Consider the following 18324-nt stretch of genomic DNA (forward strand, 5'->3'; position numbering starts at 1 on the left):
GGTCAGGAGGCGCCGGAGAACCCCGCCTGTCGCCACGCCTCGTACACGACGATGGACGCGGCGTTGGTGAGGTTGAGCGACCGGCGTCCGGGCAGCATGGGGATCTTCACGCGGTCGGTGACGCGCGGGTGGTCCATCGCCTCCTCGGGCAGGCCGGTCGGCTCGGGGCCGAAGAGCAGGACGTCGCCGGGGCGGTAGGCGACGTCGGTGTACGTGGTCGTGGCGTGCGCGGTGAAGGCGAAGACTCGGGCGTCCGGCAGAGCGTCGAGCGCGGCGTCGAACGTCGGGTGCACGTCCATGACGGCCAGGTCGTGGTAGTCCAGTCCGGCGCGCTTGAGCTTCGCCTCCGACAGGTCGAAGCCCAGCGGCTCCACGAGGTGCAGGCGCGCGCCGGTCACGGCGGCGAGCCGGATCGCGGAGCCCGTGTTCCCGGGGATCCGCGGCTCGTAGTAGACGACGTGGGCGAACGGGGACGGCTGCTGGTCGGAGGGGAGCTGCTGGTCGGGCACGGGCCGATTCTCCCACCGGACGCGGAGTCGCTCTCACGCACGTGTTGCGCTCGCGTGACGGGCGGGTGACACCTCGCCGCACCCCCTGACGCGGCGGGGGTGTCGCCCCTAGGCTCACGTGATGGCGGAGATTCCGGCGGTGATGAAGGCGGTCCAGCTCGTCGGCCACGGAGGCCTCGACCGGCTGGTGTACCGCGACGACGTGCCCACGCCCGTGCCCGCGCCGGGCGAGGTGCTGATCGACGTGCACGCCTGCGGCATGAACAACACGGACGTGTGGGTCCGCGAGGGCGCGTACGGCACCGAGACCGATCCGGCGTCGGTCTCCTCCTGGAGACGCGGCAGTCCCACGCTCACCTTCCCCCGCATCCAGGGCGCGGACACGGTCGGCGTCGTCGCCGCGGTCGGCGACGGCGTGCCCGCCGACCGGGTCGGGGAGCGCGTTATGGTCGACTTCTCGCTGTACCACCGGCCCGAGGGCGACGACAGCCTGGCGGACATCGACTACATCGGCCACGGGCGCGACGGCGGCTACGCGGAGTACGTGACGGTGCCGGCGGAGAACGCCTACGAGATCACCGCGGACCTCGCCGACGCGGAGCTCGCGACCTTCTGCTGCGCCTACCTCACCGCGGAGCAGATGCTCGACCGGGCGCGGCTGTCCGCGGGGGAGCGGGTGCTCGTGACGGGCGCGTCCGGCGGGGTGGGCTCCGCGATCGTCCAGCTGGCGCGGGTGCGCGGCGCCGTCCCGTACGCGGTGACGAGCGCCGGCAAGGAGGACGCGCTGCGGGAGATCGGCGCGCAGGACGTCGTGCTGCGCGACGCCGGCGACCTCGTCGCCGAGGTGGCGCGCGTGGTGGACGGTCCGGTGGACGTCGTCGCAGACCTGGTCGCCGGCCCGATGTTCAACGACCTGCTCCGCATCCTGCGGCCCGAGGGCCGGTACACCACGGCGGGCGCCATCGGCGGGCCGGTCGTGCAGCTCGACCTGCGCACCATGTACCTCAAGCAGCTCGAGCTGCACGGCTCGTCGCAGGGCACGCGCACCGCGTTCCGGCGGCTGGTGCGGTACGTCTCCGACGGTGAGGTCCGCCCGCTCCTGGACCGCACGTTCCGGCTCTCCGAGCTGCGCGAGGCGCAGCGGGCGTTCCTGGCCAAGCAGTACGTCGGGAAGCTCGTCGTCGTGCCCGACCGGCACTGGGACCGCGTGGGGGCACCGTATGCGCAGCCGTGAGCGCACCCTCGAGCTGATCGACGCGCAGTCCGGCGGGGACGTCAGCCGGGTCGTGATGTCCGGCGTCGAGCCGCTGCCCGGGGCCACCGTGCTGGAGAAGGCGCGCTACCTCCAGCGGCAGGGCGACGGGCTGCGCCGCCTGCTGCTCTCCGAGCCCTACGGCGACCCGGCGATGTCGGTGGACCTCATCGTGGAGCCGAGCCATCCTCGGGCGCAGGCCGGCTACGTGATCATGGAGGCGATGGGGTACCCGCTGTACTCGGGCTCCAACACCATCTGCACGGCCACCGCACTGCTGCAGAGCGGGGCCATCCCGCTGCGCGAGGGCGACGGGCTGCAGGACGTGACGCTGGAGTCGCCCGCCGGCCTGGCCCGCGTGAGCGCCCGGGTGGTCGACGGCCGCGTCGTGTCCATCACGACGGAGGGCGAGCCGGCGTACGTCGCCGACGAGGCCCTGAGCGTCGAGGTGCCTTACCACGGCGACGTGCTGTTCGACCTGGTGTGGAGCGGCGCGTACTACGCCCTGGTGGACGCGTCGCGGTACGGGTTCAGCCTCGGCGCGACGGAGCAGGTCGCGCTGACCGCGTTCGGCGACGCCTTCGTGCGCGCGGCCCGGCCCGGCCTGCGCGAGGAGCACCCCGACCTGGGCGCCGTCGGGCCGCTGCCGTTCGCGCACTTCATGGGGCCGGTGCGTCAGGTCGGCGACGGCCGCTGGGAGTCGCCGTCCGCGACCTACGTGCACCCCGGCGTGCTCTGCCGCAGCCCCACCGGCACGGGCACGTCGGCGCGCCTCGCCCTCATGGCCCGGCGCGGGGAGATCCGCGAGGGCGAGTCGCTGGAGACGGTCTCGCCGCGCGGCAGCCGGTTCGTCGGCACGGTGCTGGAACGCACCCGGGTGGGCGACTATCCCGCCCTGCGTTCCGCCATCACGGGTGCGGCGCGGGTGATGGCGCGCTCGCAGCTCACGGTGGACCTCGACGACCCGCTGGTGGACGCCTCGGACCTGGAGCCGCTGCTCACGCCCCCGGCATGACGGACGACGACCGGGGCGCTCAAGCCCCGTCCTGCTCCTCGGCGGCGGCCGCCTCGGAGCTGGGTGCCCCGCCCCACATGTCCACGACCTCGCCGTCGACGGAGTAGTCCACCGACCCGTCGTGGTAGGCGTCCTCGACGTACGTGCGCACGAGGGGCGCGCTGGGCTTCTCGCCCGTGATCACCTGCCGCTCGACGAAGAACGACGGGTCGTCGGCGTCGTCGATGCCGGTGAGCCGCTCCGTCTCGTCGTGCAGCGCGGGGAAGGCGGCCCAGTCGAGCGCGGAGGCGTCGAAGAGCCCCCGCGACACGTCCTCGGGCTCCGGCTGGATGAGCGACGGGCCGGTGTGGGTAGCCTCGCCGTCGGCGAACTCCCACTCGTCCGTGGTCGTCGCGCCGTGCGACGTCGGCGCGGTGACGCTCACGTGCTGGTCGTAGACGTACACCTGGACGACGTCGGGGCCCGACAGCGCCAGGAGGGCGTCCACCGCCGGCGCCAGGTTGCCCGGCGTGAACATCGAGGTCTCGGCGGCCGCGGCGGCGTCGTGCTCGGCGCGGACGGCGTCGATCGACCGCGTCTGGACCAGGCGGCCCACCTCGTCCCACGCCGGGTACAGGGCAACGCCGAAGCCGACCACGGCCAGCACGGGGAAGACGACGAACGGGATGTGCAGGATGCCGTTGGCCGAGCGCCCGCGGCGCGGTGCCTCCCAGGGCTCCGCGGTCGCCACCTCGCGGACCTGCCGGTCGTCCGCGGCGCGGCGCACCCAGTCGGGGTCGGGAGCGTCGTCGATCGCGACCTCAGGGCGGTCGGCGTCGAGCTGCGTCACGACGAGCACCGCGCCGGGCTGCATCGACGGCAGCCGGGCGAGGTTGACGATCCGTCGCAGGGTGGTGCGGTACGGGCCGCGACCCTGTCGGGGCACCACCAGCAGCTCGATCTCGCACACGGGCTGGTCGTTGACGCTCGACCCGGTGGCCCTGATGCCCGTCACCCGGGCGAGCGTGGTGCGGCCCTCCGCCTTGGCCTGCGCGACCTTCTTCGGCGGGGCGCCGACCGCCGACCCCGCGGCGCTCCCGATGAGCACGAGCGTCAGGCCGACGCTCGCCGCCGTGATCGAGACGAAGAACAGCGTGCGGTAGAACGGTGCGCCGGTGAGTGCGTCGCCGAGGACCGACGCCGCGAGCGTGCCGAGGGACAGGGCGAACAGGCAGCGGATCACGGCCCACATTCTGCCGTGTCGCCCGGAGCACCGACCTGCTGCGGGCCGCCGGGCGTAGGGTGGCGGCATGACGACGCGCGCGTGCTGGTGGTGGCTGCTTCCGCAGCCCTGACCCGACGCGCCCACGTCCCCGTCCCGAGCTGCCCGTCGCAGCCGGGACGCCTCCGTGTCCGGACCGGACCGACGGGCGGCGACCCCTGAGGAGCCGACCCGATGACCGCACCGACCGTCCTGACCGCCCCCACCCCTGGCCCCACCGCGAGCGCCGCCGTCGTGCAGGCCAGGTCCGCCGAGATCGATGCCGAGATCGCGCGCGACCCGGCCCGCTTCCGCGTCCTCACCGGCGACCGGCCGACCGGCGCGCTGCACCTGGGCCACCTGCTCGCCACGCTCGACAGCCGGGTGCGCCTGCAGGACGCCGGCGTCGACGTCGTCCTCGTCGTCGCCGACTACCAGGTCATCACCGACCGCGACGACGCGGGCGACCTGCCTGCGGTCGTGCGCGAGGTGGTGCTCGACTACCTCGCCGCGGGCATCGACCCGGCCCGGTCCACGGTGTTCACGCACTCGGCGGTGCCGGCGCTGAACCAGCTGCTGCTGCCGTTCCTGTCGCTGGTGAGCGTGGCCGAGCTGGAGCGCAACCCCACCGTCAAGGCGGAGGCCGCCGACGCCGAGCGGCGCCAGGGGCGCGGCATGTCCGGGCTGCTGTTCACCTACCCGGTGCACCAGGCCGCGGACATCCTGTTCTGCCACGGCAACCTCGTGCCGGTGGGGTTGGACCAGCTGCCGCACCTGGAGACGACGCGGACCGTGGCGCGCCGCTTCAACCAGCGCTACGCCGCCGCGAGCCCGTACTTCCCGGAGCCCGAGGCCCTGCTCACCCCGTCGCTCACCGTGCTCGGGAACGACGGCGCCAAGATGAGCAAGTCGCGCGGCAACGCGCTCGAGCTGAGGGCGTCCGCGGACGAGACGGTGCGGTTCTTCCGCCGCGCCCGCACCGACTCCGAGCGGCACATCGACTACGACCCGGACGGGCGGCCCGAGGTGGCGAACCTGCTGCGCATCGGCGCGCACTTCGGCGGCACGACGCCGGAGGACCTCGCGTCCTCGGTGGGGGACGCCGGCGCCGGGCGCCTCAAGGCGGTCGTCACCGACGCCGTCGTCGAGGGCCTGCGGCCGCTGCGCGAGCGCCGCGCCGCGCTGGCGGCCGACGGTCCCGCAGTCGTCCGCGACGTCCTGGCCCGTGGCAACGCCCGCGCGAACGCCGTCGCCGACCGCACCCTGGCCGACGTCCGCGAGCTCATGGGCACGGTCTACGGCTGAGCGCCGAGGTAGTTCAGACCCTCGCGAGGTAGTTCGAAAATCCGCGAGGTAGTTCGCATCGCACCGAGGAGAACCCTCCTCCAGGCGGTCAGCGAACTACCTCGCGGCTTCCTGAACTACCTCGCGGCTTCCTGAACTACCTCGCGGCTTCCTGAACTACCTCGCGGTTCTTCGAACTACCTCGCGGGACCCGGAACTACTTCGCCGAGAGGCGCTCGCGCAGCAGGGCGAGCTGCGCCCAGAGCTGGTCGGGCACCCGGTCGCCGAACGTGTCGAAGAACTCGCCGGTCAGGGCCGTCTCGGCGAGCCACGCCTCGGCGGGGACGTCGAAGAGGGCGGCGAGGTCGTCGTCGGACAGGTCGAGGCCGTGGGTGTTCAACGCCCCCGGCGCGGGCAGCAGGCCGACGGGGGAGTGCACCGCGCCGGCATCGGTGCGCAGGCCGCGCGCCCGGTCGAGCTGGGTGACGATCCACTCGACCACGCGAGAGTTCTCCCCGAACCCGGGCCAGAGGAAGCCGCCGTCGGCGTCCTTGCGGAACCAGTTCACCTGGAACACCTTGGGGCGCTTGTCGGCGTCGAGGCCCTTGCCCACCGCGAGCCAGTGCGACCAGTGGTCGGCCATGTTGTAGCCGCAGAACGGCATCATCGCGAACGGGTCGCGGCGCAGCTCGCCGACCGTGCCCTCGGCCGCGGCCGTGCGCTCGGAGCTGATCGTGGCGCCCATGAAGACGCCGTGGTCCCAGCTGGTCGCCTGGGTCACGAGCGGCACGTTGGTGGCGCGGCGGCCGCCGAAGACGATCGCGTCGACGGGCACGCCGGCCGGGTCCTCCCACGTGTCCGCGATGGACGGGCACTGCGCCGCCGACACCGTGAACCGGGAGTTCGGGTGCGCGGCCGGGGTGTCGGAGTCGGGCGTCCAGTCGTTCCCCCGCCAGTCGATCAGGTGCGCGGGCGGCTCGGCCGTCAGCCCCTCCCACCACACGTCGCCGTCGTCGGTGAGCGCCACGTTCGTGAAGATCGCGTCGTGAGTGAAGGTCTCCACCGCGGTGGGGTTGGTCTCGACGCCGGTCCCCGGCGCGACGCCGAAGAAGCCCGCCTCGGGGTTGATGGCGCGCAGCCGGCCGTCCGGGCCGGGGCGCATCCAGACGATGTCGTCGCCCAGCGTCTCGACCGTCCAGCCGGGGATGGTCGGGCGCAGCATGGCGAGGTTGGTCTTGCCGCAGGCGCTCGGGAACGCGGCGGCCAGGTGGTACTGCCGCTGCTCCGGCGAGGTGACGCGGATGAGCAGCATGTGCTCGGCGAGCCAGCCCTCGTCGCGCGCCATCGCCGACGCGATGCGCAGCGCGAAGCACTTCTTGCCGAGCAGCGCGTTGCCGCCGTAGCCCGAGCCGTACGACCAGATCTCGCGCGTCTCGGGGTAGTGGACGATGTACTTCGTGTCGTTGCACGGCCACGGGACGTCGGCCTCGCCGTCCGCGAGCGGAGCGCCGACCGAGTGCACGGCCGGCACCCACTGCTGGCCGTCGTCGATCAGGTCGAGGACGGCGGCGGAGACGCGCGTCATCACGTGCATGGACACGACGACGTACGGCGAGTCGGTGATCTCGACGCCCACCTGCGAGATCGGGCCGCCCACAGGCCCCATGGAGAACGGCACCACGTACATCGTGCGGCCGCGCATGGAGCCGGCGAAGACGCCGTCCGGCCCCGTCAGGGTCCGGCGCATCTCGGCGGGGGCGCGCCAGTTGTTGGTCGGGCCGGCGTCCTCCTCGCGCTCCGAGCAGATGAAGGTGCGGGACTCCACGCGGGCGACGTCGGACGGGTCCGAGCGGGCGAGGTAGGAGTTCGGGCGCTTGGCCTCGTCGAGCCGGATCAGCGTGCCGGCCTCCACCATGCCGTCGAGCAGGCGCTGCTTCTCCTCGGCCGAGCCGTCGCACCAGACGATCTCGTCCGGCTGGGTCAGCGCGGCGACCTGGCGCACCCACGCCCGCGGGTCCGGGGACGCCGGGGCGGCGGTGCGCGTCGCGCCGCCGGGCCGCTCGTCGAGGGCCAGGGTGTCGGGCGCGAGCTCGGCGATCGCGAGTCGCGTGCGGCGCGGGTTCGCGGTGAAGGTCATCGGGTGCTCCGTCCGTCGGCGGGCCCGGCGAGCGCTGCCGGGTGGGCTGTCTCCAGCGTCTCCCGCGCCGGATCGAACTTTCCACCACTTCACCCGTGAAGATTCGACGATCTTCACGTAACGTCAAACCATGGCTGCGAAGGACGGCGCCGCGGCAGCGGCGGACTCCCCGGACCTCATCACCCTCGGGCGCCGCATCCGCCATGCGCGGACGTCGCGCGGGCTCACCCTCGAGGCGCTGGGGGAGCGGGTGGGCTCCGCTCCGAGCCTGCTCTCCCTGATCGAGAACGGGCGGCGCGAGCCGCGGCTGTCGCTGCTGCGCTCGATCGCCGACGCCGTCGGCGTGGCCGTGCCGGACCTGCTCGCCGACGAGCCGCCGTCGCGCCGCGCGGAGCTCGAGATCGCCCTCGAGCGCGCGCAGCGCGGCCCGCTGTTCGGCGCGCTCGGCCTGCCGTCGGTGCGGCCGAGCCAGAAGCTGCCGATGCCGGTGCTCGAGCAGCTCGTCGGCCTGCACGCCGAGCTGTCGCGGCGCGAGGAGGAGGCGATCGCCACCCCGGAGGAGGCCCGCCGCGCCAACACGGAGCTCCGGCACGAGCGGCAGGCGCGGGACAACTACTTCCCGCAGATCGAGGCCCTCGGCGAGGAGCTGACCAAGCGCGCGGGATACGCCGGGGCGGGCGCACTCACGCACCGCACGGTGGCGCGCATGGCCGAGCAGCTGGGGCTGACCATCCTGCACGTCGACGACCTGCCCCGGTCGGCCCGGTCGGTGACCGACCTCGAGAACGGCCGCATCTACCTGCCGCCGGCGTCCATCCCGGGCGGCCACGGGCTGCGCTCGCTCGCCCTCCAGGCCATCGCCCACCGGGTCCTGGGGCACGAGCGCCCCCGCAGCTATGCGGAGTTCCTGCGGCAGCGGGTGGAGATCACCTACTTCGCCGCGAGCTGCCTCATCCCGCAGTCGGTGGCCGTCGAGTTCCTGCAGCGGCGCAAGCGGGAGAAGGACCTGGCGGTCGAGGACTTCCGCGACGCGTTCGGCGTCACGCACGAGGCCGCCGCCATGCGCCTGACCAACCTCGCCACGGTGCACCTCGGCATCCCGCTGCACTTCCTGCGCGTGGGCGACGACGGCGCGCTGTTCCGCGGCTACGCCAACGACGGCCTCCCGCTGCCGCAGGACGTGACGGGCGCCATCGAGGGCCAGCTCGTGTGCCGGTGGTGGGCGGGCCGCGAGGCGTTCACGCGTCGCGACCGGGCCACCGAGTCCTACCAGTACACGGACACGCCGGCGGGCACGTTCTGGGACTCGGTGCAGACCGGCACGGGGGCCGACGGGCGGCAGTTCTCCATCACCGTGGGCGTGCCGTACGCGCACGCGAAGTGGTTCCGGGGCCGCGACACGCAGGTGCGGCACGCCTCCACGTGCCCCGACCCCGCGTGCTGCCAGCGTCCGCCGGCCGACCTCGCCGAGCGGTGGGACGGCGTCGCCTGGCCCAGCGCCCGCATGCACCAGCAGGTGCTCGCGGCTCTGCCGCGGGGCGCGTTCCCCGGCGTCGACGACACCGACGTCTTCGCCTTCCTGCAGCGCCACGCCCCGAGCGCCCCCGCCGCGGGTTGAGCCTGTCGAAACCTCGGTCACTGGATTTCGACAGGCTCAATCACCGGAGCCGCGGGTTGAGCCTGTCGAAACCTCGGTCACTGGATTTCGACAGGCTCAATCACCGGAGCCGCTGACTGAGCGTGCCGAGACCTCGGTCACTGGATTTCGACAGGCTCAATCACCGGAGCCGCTGACTGAGCGTGCCGAGACCTCGGTCACTGGATTTCGACAGGCTCAATCACCGGAGCCGCTGGTTGAGCTTGTCGAAACCCGGTGACGCGCCACGACAGGCTCAATCACCGGGGAGAGCCCGTCAGCGGAAGCGCTGCGCCGCCAGGGGAGCCGCCTCCGCGAGGCCGCGGACGGCCGGGTGCGCGTCGTCGCCGGTGGCGGCGAGGAGGTCGCTCATCGGGCCGGACGCGACGAACGCGCCGTCGGCGAGCACGTGCACGGTCTGGCACAGCCGGGCGACCAGCTCGACGTCGTGCGAGACCAGCAGCACGGCCGTGCCCTCTGCGCGCGTGGCGTCGGTGAGGCGGCGCACGATCTCGCCGCGCATGGCCGGGTCGACGGCGGTGAGCGGCTCGTCGAGCAGCAGCGCGTCGGGGCGGGTGGTCAGCGCGAGGGCGAGCGCGAGCCGCTGCTTCTCGCCGCCGGACAGCGTCGCGACGCGCCGCCCGGCGACGTGCGGCTCGAGCATGACATCGTCGAGGAGGTCCGCGACGTCGCGCCCGTTCGCGCGACCGGCCTTGCGCGCGTCGGCGAGCGCACCCTTGACGGTCCGCTCCACGCTCCACGTCGGGTCGGTGCCGAGCCCGTTCTGCGCCACGGTGCGCACGGCGCCGCGGAACCTGCGCTTGTCCCGGAGCCCGAGCTTGGACGCGGTGCGCCCCTGGTAGGTGACCGTGCCCCATCGCGGCTTGATCTGGCCGAGCAGTGCCTGCACCAGCGTCGACTTGCCCGCCCCCGACTCGCCGACGACGCCGACCGGGGCCGCGCCCTGCACCAGCTCGAGGTCGATGCCGTCCAGGACGGCGGGGCCGCCGTAGCCGACGACGAGGCCCTGTGCGCGCAGGATCGGGGCGGGGGAGGTCGAGCTCATGCTGGTGTCACCTTCGTGTGTGCGAGGGGCGGACGACGGGGCCGGCCCGCTAGTCCGACGAACGACCGTACCCCGCGGTTCCCGGCGCCCTCGACGACCGAGGACGCCGGGACCGCCCGCGTCACCGTCAGACGCCGGCCAGCACCGCCCCGGCGGGCTCCGCGGACGGCGCGGCGGGGCTGCGGCCGAGGACGGCGGACAGCGCCTCCGCGAGCCACTCCCGCGCCTCGGCCGCCGTGCCGGGCGCGCTCGGCCGGCGGGCGGCGACGTGCAGGTCCGGGCGGACGAGGAGCACCCCGGAGTCCTCGATCTCCCGCAGGTCCGCCCACGTGCCGTACGGGTCCTCGACGGGCCGGCCGGGGCCGATCGCGACCGTCGTGAGGTCGAGCCCGAGCTCCGCGCCGAGCTCTCGTGCCGCGTCGACCCACGCCTCGCCCCCGATCCCGGTGACGACGGCGAACCGCCCCCGCCCCACGAGGTCGAGCGTCGACGTCCGGACGCCGTCGACCGTGACCCAGGTGTGGGGGAGCTTGGCGCCGGGCCAGGTGGTGGGCTGGGCGTACAGCTCGGGGTCGAGCGTGTACTCCGGCTCGGGGGTGCCGTCCGGAACGACCGCGCCCGACGCGTAGCGGTGGTTGTGCTCGACACCGTGGGCGTCGAACTCGTACTGCTTGGACGCGATCGCCTCGCGCAGGGCGGTGCGCACCCGCTCGCCGTCGGCGCCCGGCGCCTTGCGGAGCTCCAGCTGGGCCTCGAGCCGCGCCGGGTCGCTCGTGTCCTCGAGCTCCAGCGCGGCCAGGATGCGGCCGGTGTCGGCGATGCTCCGGTTGGCCCGCTCGACGATCTGCTTCGCGACCGGCGCCCGCTCGGCGTCGTAGGAGTCCAGCAGCGCCGGGTCCGCCGTCCCGGCGACGACGTGCGCGAGCTTCCACGCCAGGTTGTAGGAGTCCTGGATCGACGTGTTCGAGCCCAGGCCGTTCGTCGGGGGGTGCCGGTGGACGGCGTCGCCCACGCAGAAGACGCGCCCCCTCGCCAGGGTCGTGGCGTAGTGGTGGTTCACCGTCCACGGCGACGCGGACTTCACGCGCATCTCGAAGTCGTCGGTGCCCACGAGGTTCACGGCGAGCTCGCGCACGAACTCGTCGGTGAGCTCCGGAGGCCCCGCCGCGACCTCATAGCCCCACATGACCATCCACTCGTTCCAGGGCTTGATCATGCGCAGCACGCCGAGCCCCACGCCCTCGCGCTCCGCGCCGGGCTGCAGCATCCAGTAGAGGACCGCCGGACGGTGGGCCACGAAGCGCGAGAGGTCCGCCTCGAACACGATGCTCAACGACCCGCCCACCGCGCCGGGGCCCTCGTAGGGCAGGTCGAGGTCCTCCGCCACGCGGCTCCGTGCGCCGTCGGCGCCCACCAGGTAGCGCGAGCGCACCCGGTACGTGGCGCCCGTCAGCCGGTCGCGGACGGTCGTGGTGACGCCGTCGGCGTCCTGCACGTGGCCCAGGTACTCGGTGTCGAAGCGCACCGTGGCGCCGCGCTCCTGCGCCGCCTGCACGAGGATCGGCTCGGTGATCGTCTGCGGGGCGTCGACCATCGGGCACGGGCTCTGCAGCTCGTACCGGGCACGGCGCGCGGTGTCGGTGCCCCAGGAGGGGATCCGCCCGAGCTCCTCGCCGGCCAGGCTCGTGCAGAACGTCGTGTTGCCCATCTGGTCCCACGGCGTCGCCTCGCGCAGCAGCGCGTCCTCGAGGCCCATGTCGCGCAGCGCCTCCATCGTGCGCTGGTTGGTGATGTGCGCGCGGGGGCTGTCGGCGAGGCGTCCGTACTTGGTCACCACCATGACGCGCGTGCCGTAGGTCGCGAGGAAGAGGGCGGCGGACGCGCCCGCGGGCCCGGTCCCGACGACGAGGACGTCGGTCTCGAGGACAGGGCTCTCGGGCTCAGCGGTCACGGGTCGGGTCTCGGGCACGGGGGAGTCGTGGGTCATCGGCGATCAGCTCCTGAGCGTGAGGGGTACGACGCCCCGCACCGTAGCGAGAACCGGCCCCCACCTGCAGCGACGTTCCGCACGGGCGAGGGTGGCCGACGGCGGCGATACTGCACGGATGGTGGAGCGGGAGACGGTGCGGCGGTGGGTCGACGGGTACGAGGCGGCCTGGCGCGCCGGCGACGCCGACGCCGTGGCGCGGCTGTTCACGCCCGACGCGCGGTACGCGCGCTCGCCCTACGACCCCGAGGAGCTCGTGGGTCACGACGCGATCCGCGGCTTCTGGACCGTCGACGAGGGAGCGACGTTCACAATGACGGCCGAGCCGCTCGCGGTCGAGGGCGACGTCGCCGTCGTCCGGCTCGAGGTGCGCTACACCGCCCCGGACGTGCAGGAGTACCGGGACCTGTGGGTGCTGCGCTTCGCCGGCGACGGTCGCGTGGCGGACTTCGAGGAGTGGGCGTACTGGCCGGGGAGGGCCTGGACCGCGACGTGACCTACGCGCCCGAGGTCTCCCAGTAGTCCAGCTCGACGATCCACGGCTCGGGGAGCGCCGCCCCGAGCGCGTCGCGCAGCGCCTCACCCTCGGCGCGGTGCGTGGCCGCGACGCGGGGGTCGTCCCAGCCGTCGAACGGGTCGAAGTGCTCCTGGAACGTGGCCGCCCAGGCACGGAGCCGGCCGGCGAGGGCGTCGTCGATCGCATCGTCGAGGGACGCCGGGAGCCCGTCGTCGCCTGCCTTCGCCCACAGCGGCCAGTCGACGGAGTACTCGTTCATGAGGCGCACGGTGAACCGGTCACGGATGGTCGAGGCCGGTGCGGGCACCGGCTCGGCGTCCGCGTCCGGCGGAAAGACCGCCCCGGACAGCGGCGCGTAGGCGAACCAGCCGAAGGTCCGCTCTTCCCGTGCTCCTGCCATACGGGCAGGATGCCGCGCCGGCGGGCCGCCGGACAGAGGAAATCCGGGCTAGGCCGCCGGCAGGGCGCCGCCGCGGGCGTCCATGCGGGCGAGGAGCCGGGGGAAGACGTCGCCCAGGCGCAGCCCGTCGTGCTCGAACTCGTTGGTCACCCAGGCGCGGGCGTTCCCGACGCGCGACGCCGTCTCCAGCGAGAGGCCGGCATCCACGAACATGTCGTCGTGGTAGACGGCGGCCTCGAGCGGGGCCTCGTTGGCGGCCAGCGCGTCCAGGTCGTACAGGTCGCCCCAGTCCTCGCGCGCCGCCAGCGCCTCCGCGGCCGCGCAGAACGGCCGCAGCTCGGCGAGCTGCTCGAACATCCAGGGGTAGATCATCTCGCCGGTGAACAGCAGCGGCCGGGCCGACGGCGCGAAGCCCGGGTCGTCGTCGCGCACGCGCTGCGCCGCCCACGCGGTGGCGCCGGTGCCGGACTGCGCGTAGATCGTCTCGTGCAGGACGGCGTACATGGGGTTGGTGGCGAAGCCCGTGGCGGCCTCCACCTCGGCGAGGAACGTGTCGGTCAGCTCGTCCTCGCGGCCCGGGACGTCGTCGAACGCCTCGTCCACGATCCAGTGCACGCGCTCGAAGCCGGGGCCCATGCCGAAGGCCATGCCGAGGGTCTGGAACCGCTCGACGCTGAGCAGGTCGCCGCCGGGCAGGTGCACGTCGCCCGCGCCGATCCGCTCGGCGATGCGCGCGACGCGGTCGACGTCGTCGGGGTATCGCTCGCGGTAGAGCGCGTTCTTGGCGGCGACGCGCGGCTGGGTGCGGCGGTAGACGTCCTCGGCGCTCGCGGTCAGCCCGGCGAGGCCGCCGGTGACGTACGACGCCGCGACGCCCTCGGGCGCGCGCGACAGGTAGGTGAGCGTGAGGAACCCGCCGTACGACTGGCCCAGCGTGGACCAGCGGCGCCCGCCGTACACCGTCTTCCGCACGTGCTCGGCGTCGGCGACGATCGAGTCCGCGCGGAAGTGCGTCAGGTGCTCGGCCTGGGCGTCGGCGGAGCCCAGCGCGGTGAGCGCGCCCGCGCGGACCGCCGTCGAGCGGCCGGTGCCGCGCTGGTCGAGCAGCACCACGCGGAACCGCTTGAGGGCCTCGCCCACCCAGCCGTCGGGGCCCGTGGGGCGCGGGCCCTTGCCGCCCGGGCCGCCCTGCAGGAAGACGAGCAGCGGCAGGTCGTCGCGCCGCCTGGTCGGGTCCACCAGCTCGCGCACGAAGAGCGAGATCGTGCGGCCGTCGTCCGGTCGCGACCAGTCCAGCGGCACCTGCAGGGTGCGGTCGGTGACGTGGATGCCGGGCAGGGTGTACTCGCTCACGGGGCCCAGCGTAGGCCGGTTGCATTCATGGAGTGCGCACTCCAATAATTGCTCTCGTGTCGACCACCCAGGTCCGTCAGGGCCGCTCCGTCCCCGTCCTGATCGGCCTCGTGGCGCTCCCGGTCGCCGTCGGGCTCGGCTTCGTCCTCCCGCCGCTCGCTCGCTGGGTGCGCGAGGCGAGCGACGGGACGCCGCTGCCGCTGCACGGCCTGGTCGACGTTCTCGCGGACATGCCCTGGTCGTGGTCGGTGCCGGTGCTGGGCGCGCTCGGGATCGCCGCGGCCGGCTACGTCGGCTACCACGCCTACGTCGAGGCGCTCGAGCTGGACGTCGCCGACGACCACCTGGAGCACAGGACGGACGGGCGCGAGGGGTGGGTCGAGCGGGGCGAGGTCGCCGACGTCTTCCGCGACGGCCGGTACCTCGTCCTCCTCGGGGCGACCGGCGCCCCGCGGGCCCGACTGGACGCGGACACGCTGCGCCCGGCGGAACTCCGGGCAGCGTTCGAGGCCCACGGCTGGCCGTGGCGCGACGCCGACCCCTACGAGGACGCGTACCAGCGATGGGTGGACGGGCGCCCCGGGTTCTCGTCGGACGAGCACGCGCTGCTGCGGCGACGGCTCGCGGAGCGCAAGGACGCCGCGGCCGTCGCGGAGGTCGACGGCGCACTCGCGGCGCACGGCCTGGCCGCGCGCGTCCGGGACGACCGGCTCCAGGTGCGCCGGCTCGACGTCGGCGCTCCGACGGACTCCGCGGACGGGCCCCGTGGCGCGCAGGGTTGACCCGGAGCGCCACGAGGCGCGCCGCCTGCAGATCATCGAGGCCGCGCTGACGGTGCTGGCGGAGCGTGGCTACGAGGGTGCGACGACGGCCGCCATCTGCCGGCGCGCGGGGATCGGGTCGGGCACGTTCTTCCACTACTTCGCCACCAAGACGGAGCTGGTGGTGGCGATCCTCGAGCTCGGCACGGCCGACACGGTCGAGAAGGCGGCGGCGCTGGACGGCCGCACGGATCCGCTCGCCGTCCTGCTCGAGCTGCTGGGCTCGTGGGCCGACGACGCCGCCGACCCCCGCATCCCCGGCTTCGTGCGCGCCGTCGCCGGCGTCATGCACCTGCCCGCCGTCGCGGACGCCCTGGCCGCCGACGACCGCGCCCAGCGCGACCTGCTGCTGCCGTGGATCGAGCGCGGCCAGGCCGCCGGCGAGATCCGCACCGACCTCGCGCCGCCCCGCGTCGCCTCGTGGCTCGTCCTGCTGTCGGGCGGCTTCCTCGAGCGCGTCGCGACGGACCCCGACTTCACCGTCGCCGGCGAGCGCGCCCTCCTCCTCACCACGGCGGAGTCCTTCCTCCGCCCCGCCTGACGGATCGAGCTCCTGACGCCCCGCCGTTCACCTGCGGAGCACAGCACCGGCCAGCAGCACCCACCATGGGCTGCAGGCCGGACGCAGAGCGGCGGGGAGGAACGTCGTGCGGGCGGTCGTAGAAGTCCCGAAGTGGAGGGCGCCCTGGCGCCCGTGAACGCGACCGCCCGCACGACGTTCCTCCCCGCCGCGGGCTCAAGAACGACTACTGCACGTCAGCATCCACCCAGTCGAAGGTCTTCGTGACGGCCTTCTTCCACGACCGGTAGAGGCGCTCGCGCTCGTCCTCGGCCATGGCCGGCGACCACCGCTTGTCCTCCGCCCAGTTGGCGGTGACGTCCTCCTCGCCCTTCCAGAAGCCGACGGCGATGCCGGCGGCGTAGGCGGCGCCGAGCGCGGTCGTCTCGGCGACCTTGGGGCGCACGACGTCGACGCCGAGCTGGTCGGCCTGGAACTGCATGAGCAGCTCGTTGGCCACCATGCCGCCGTCCACCTTGAGCTCGGTGAGCTGCACGCCGGAGTCGAGCTTCATGGCGTCCACGACCTCGCGGGTCTGGTAGGCCACGGCCTCCAGGGCGGCCCGCGCGATGTGGTTGCGGTTGACGTACCGGGTGAGGCCGACGAGCGCGCCGCGCGCGTCGGGGCGCCAGTACGGCGCGAAGAGGCCGGAGAACGCGGGCACGAAGTACGCGCCGCCGTTGTCCTCGACCTTGCGGGCCAGCCACTCGACGTCGGGGGCGTCCTCGAACATGCCGAGGTTGTCGCGCAGCCACTGGATGAGGGAGCCGGTGACGGCGATGGAGCCCTCGAGGGCGTACACCTGGGGGGCGTCGCCGATCTTGTAGCAGACGGTGGTGAGCAGGCCGTTCTTGCTCGGCACCTTCTCCGTGCCCGTGTTGAGGAGCATGAAGTTGCCGGTGCCGTAGGTGTTCTTCGCGGTACCGACCTCGAAGCAGGCCTGGCCGAAGGTCGCGGCCTGCTGGTCGCCGAGGATGCCGGCGATCGGCACGCCGGGAACCATGCCGCGGGCGCGACCCTGCCCGTACACCTCGGAGGAGGAGCGGATCTCGGGCAGCATCGACATCGGGATGCCCATGTCCGCGGCGATGTCCTCGCGCCAGCTGAGGGTGTCGAGGTCCATGAGCATGGTGCGCGACGCGTTGGTGACGTCGGTGACGTGCACGCCGCCCTCGGGCCCGCCCGTCATGTTCCACAGCACCCACGTGTCGGTGTTGCCGAACAGCAGGTCGCCCTTCTCCGCGGCCTCGCGCGTGCCCTCGACGTTGTCGAGGATCCACTTCACCTTGGGGCCGGAGAAGTAGGTCGCCAGGGGGAGCCCGACGATCGACTTGTACTTGTCGGCGCCCTCGGAGCCGCCGAGCTCGTCGACGATCGCCTGCGTGCGCGTGTCCTGCCAGACGATCGCGTTGTAGACCGGCTTGCCGGTGTTCTTGTCCCACACGACCGCGGTCTCGCGCTGGTTGGTGATGCCGATCGCGGCGAGGTCGGTGTGCGCCAGGTTGCCGCGCGTCAGCGCGAGGCCGACGACCTCGCGGACGTTGGTCCAGATCTGCTCGGCGTTGTGCTCGACCCAGCCCGCCTTGGGGAAGATCTGGTCGTGCTCGAGCTGGCCGGAGGAGACGATCCGGCCGGAGTGGTCGAAGACGATGGCACGCGAGCTCGTCGTGCCCTGGTCGATGGCGAGGACGTAGTCAGCCATGGGGGTTGCCCTTCACGTCGGTGTGGGTGGTGCGGGGTGCCGGCCGGGCCGGGCGGCCCGGCCGGCGGGGTCTGTCAGGAGTAGACCGAGCCCAGGAGGCCGGCGAGCACGCCGCCCACGAGCGGGCCGGCGACGGGCACCCAGGCGTACGCCCAGTCGCTGGACCCCTTGCCCTTGATCGGCAGGAACGCGTGCGCGATGCGGGGCCCGAGGTCTCGGGCGGGGTTGATGGCGTACCCGGTCGGGCCACCGAGGCTGGCGCCGATCGCGACCACGATGAGTGCGACGCCGAGCGGCCCGAGCCCGGACGGCGTCTTGCCCGAGACGACGACGAAGAACACGAGCACGAAGGTCGCGATGACCTCGGTGATGAAGTTCCAGCCGTAGGAGCGCAGCTCCGGCCCGGTCGAGAACACCGCGAGCTTGGTGGCGCCGGGGGCGTCCTGGTCGAAGTGCTTCTTGTACGCGATGAAGGCGAGCACCGCGCCGATGATGGCGCCGATCATCTCCGCCGCGAAGTAGATGAACATGTTGCTCACGGTCGGCTCGATCGTGGCGGTGACCCGGCCCTCGGGCCCGGTGAGCGTCGCGAACGGCTGCTGCGCCGAGTAGAGCCCGATCGTCACGGCCGGGTTGAGGTGCGCGCCCGACTTGTACGCGGTGAAGACGCCCGCGAAGACCGCGAGGCCCCACCCGAAGTTGACGAGCAGCCAGCCGCCGTCGAAGCCCTTCGTCCTCGGGAGCACCACGTTGGCGACGACGCCGGCGCCCAGCAGGATCAGCGTCGCGGTCCCGAGGATCTCGGACCAGAACGCCTGCATGATCAATGAGTCCATCGTCGGTTCT

At 73.4% G+C, this 18324-nt stretch carries 16 protein-coding genes; 7 read left to right on the plus strand and 9 right to left on the minus strand.

Translation table 11 applies throughout. The annotated features are described in order from the left end of the window. Positions 1–2 precede the first annotated feature (2 nt). The gene (locus tag AAG589_RS05770; RefSeq protein ID WP_430566320.1) at positions 3–509 is read right to left on the minus strand and encodes a tRNA (cytidine(34)-2'-O)-methyltransferase; all 507 of its coding nucleotides are present in this window, start codon (positions 507–509) and stop codon (positions 3–5) included. A gap of 121 nt (positions 510–630) precedes the next feature. Between AAG589_RS05770 and AAG589_RS05775 the strand changes: the two genes are divergently transcribed. Continuing rightward, positions 631–1743, plus strand: a complete 1113-nt coding sequence (locus tag AAG589_RS05775) for an alcohol dehydrogenase family protein (RefSeq protein WP_430566321.1) — start codon at positions 631–633, stop codon at positions 1741–1743. Beyond that, complete coding sequence (locus AAG589_RS05780; protein WP_430566322.1) at positions 1730–2776, plus strand: proline racemase family protein; 1047 nt, start codon at positions 1730–1732, stop codon at positions 2774–2776. Before AAG589_RS05775 ends, AAG589_RS05780 begins: the two co-directional genes overlap by 14 nt. Before the next feature lie 19 nt (positions 2777–2795). Here AAG589_RS05780 and AAG589_RS05785 read toward each other — a convergent pair whose 3' ends face one another. Further along, the gene (locus tag AAG589_RS05785) at positions 2796–3998 is read right to left on the minus strand and encodes a hypothetical protein (RefSeq protein ID WP_430566323.1); all 1203 of its coding nucleotides are present in this window, start codon (positions 3996–3998) and stop codon (positions 2796–2798) included. A gap of 213 nt (positions 3999–4211) precedes the next feature. Here AAG589_RS05785 and trpS point away from each other — a divergent pair, with 213 nt between their 5' ends. Next, a complete protein-coding gene (gene trpS, locus AAG589_RS05790; protein ID WP_430566324.1) occupies positions 4212–5321 on the plus strand; it encodes a tryptophan--tRNA ligase in 1110 nt (369 codons plus the stop codon). A 196-nt stretch (positions 5322–5517) separates the two neighbouring features. Here trpS and AAG589_RS05795 read toward each other — a convergent pair whose 3' ends face one another. Further along, positions 5518–7437, minus strand: coding sequence for a phosphoenolpyruvate carboxykinase (GTP) (locus AAG589_RS05795; RefSeq protein WP_430566325.1), 1920 nt, complete (start codon positions 7435–7437; stop codon positions 5518–5520). A gap of 130 nt (positions 7438–7567) precedes the next feature. Between AAG589_RS05795 and AAG589_RS05800 the strand changes: the two genes are divergently transcribed. Beyond that, positions 7568–9055: a helix-turn-helix domain-containing protein gene (locus AAG589_RS05800; RefSeq protein WP_430566326.1), complete on the plus strand. Its 1488-nt coding sequence runs from the start codon at positions 7568–7570 to the stop codon at positions 9053–9055. 295 nt (positions 9056–9350) lie between these two features. On the opposite strand, the gene AAG589_RS05805 is transcribed toward AAG589_RS05800, so the two are convergent. Together AAG589_RS05805 and AAG589_RS05810 are read right to left on the minus strand one after the other, a co-directional pair. Further along, complete coding sequence (locus AAG589_RS05805) at positions 9351–10139, minus strand: ABC transporter ATP-binding protein (RefSeq protein ID WP_430566327.1); 789 nt, start codon at positions 10137–10139, stop codon at positions 9351–9353. Between the two features lie 127 nt (positions 10140–10266). Further along, positions 10267–12126, minus strand: coding sequence for an FAD-dependent oxidoreductase (locus AAG589_RS05810; protein WP_430566328.1), 1860 nt, complete (start codon positions 12124–12126; stop codon positions 10267–10269). Between the two features lie 118 nt (positions 12127–12244). Here AAG589_RS05810 and AAG589_RS05815 point away from each other — a divergent pair, with 118 nt between their 5' ends. After that, positions 12245–12622: a YybH family protein gene (locus AAG589_RS05815; protein ID WP_430566329.1), complete on the plus strand. Its 378-nt coding sequence runs from the start codon at positions 12245–12247 to the stop codon at positions 12620–12622. Position 12623: 1 nt separating this feature from the next. Here the strand turns inward: AAG589_RS05815 and AAG589_RS05820 are convergent, their stop codons facing one another. Beyond that, entirely contained in the window at positions 12624–13043 is a 420-nt protein-coding gene (locus AAG589_RS05820) for a hypothetical protein (RefSeq protein WP_430566330.1), read from the minus strand. Between the two features lie 48 nt (positions 13044–13091). Then, positions 13092–14396 (minus strand): alpha/beta fold hydrolase, encoded by a 1305-nt coding sequence (locus AAG589_RS05825; protein ID WP_430566331.1) that lies wholly within the window; start codon positions 14394–14396, stop codon positions 13092–13094. Positions 14397–14452: 56 nt separating this feature from the next. Here AAG589_RS05825 and AAG589_RS05830 point away from each other — a divergent pair, with 56 nt between their 5' ends. Together AAG589_RS05830 and AAG589_RS05835 are read left to right on the plus strand one after the other, a co-directional pair. Then, positions 14453–15178 carry a YqeB family protein gene (locus tag AAG589_RS05830; RefSeq protein ID WP_430566332.1) on the plus strand — a complete coding sequence of 242 codons (726 nt, stop codon included), beginning with the start codon at positions 14453–14455 and terminating at the stop codon, positions 15176–15178. Then, the gene (locus tag AAG589_RS05835; protein ID WP_430566333.1) at positions 15162–15758 is read left to right on the plus strand and encodes a TetR/AcrR family transcriptional regulator; all 597 of its coding nucleotides are present in this window, start codon (positions 15162–15164) and stop codon (positions 15756–15758) included. Before AAG589_RS05830 ends, AAG589_RS05835 begins: the two co-directional genes overlap by 17 nt. Before the next feature lie 205 nt (positions 15759–15963). Here AAG589_RS05835 and glpK read toward each other — a convergent pair whose 3' ends face one another. After that, positions 15964–17478, minus strand: a complete 1515-nt coding sequence (gene glpK / locus AAG589_RS05840; protein ID WP_430566334.1) for a glycerol kinase GlpK — start codon at positions 17476–17478, stop codon at positions 15964–15966. A 74-nt stretch (positions 17479–17552) separates the two neighbouring features. Further along, complete coding sequence (locus AAG589_RS05845) at positions 17553–18314, minus strand: MIP/aquaporin family protein (RefSeq protein ID WP_430566335.1); 762 nt, start codon at positions 18312–18314, stop codon at positions 17553–17555. Between the last annotated feature and the right edge of the window lie 10 nt (positions 18315–18324).

Source organism: Isoptericola sp. F-RaC21 (genome assembly GCF_038593535.1).
GTDB lineage: Bacteria > Actinomycetota > Actinomycetes > Actinomycetales > Cellulomonadaceae > Isoptericola.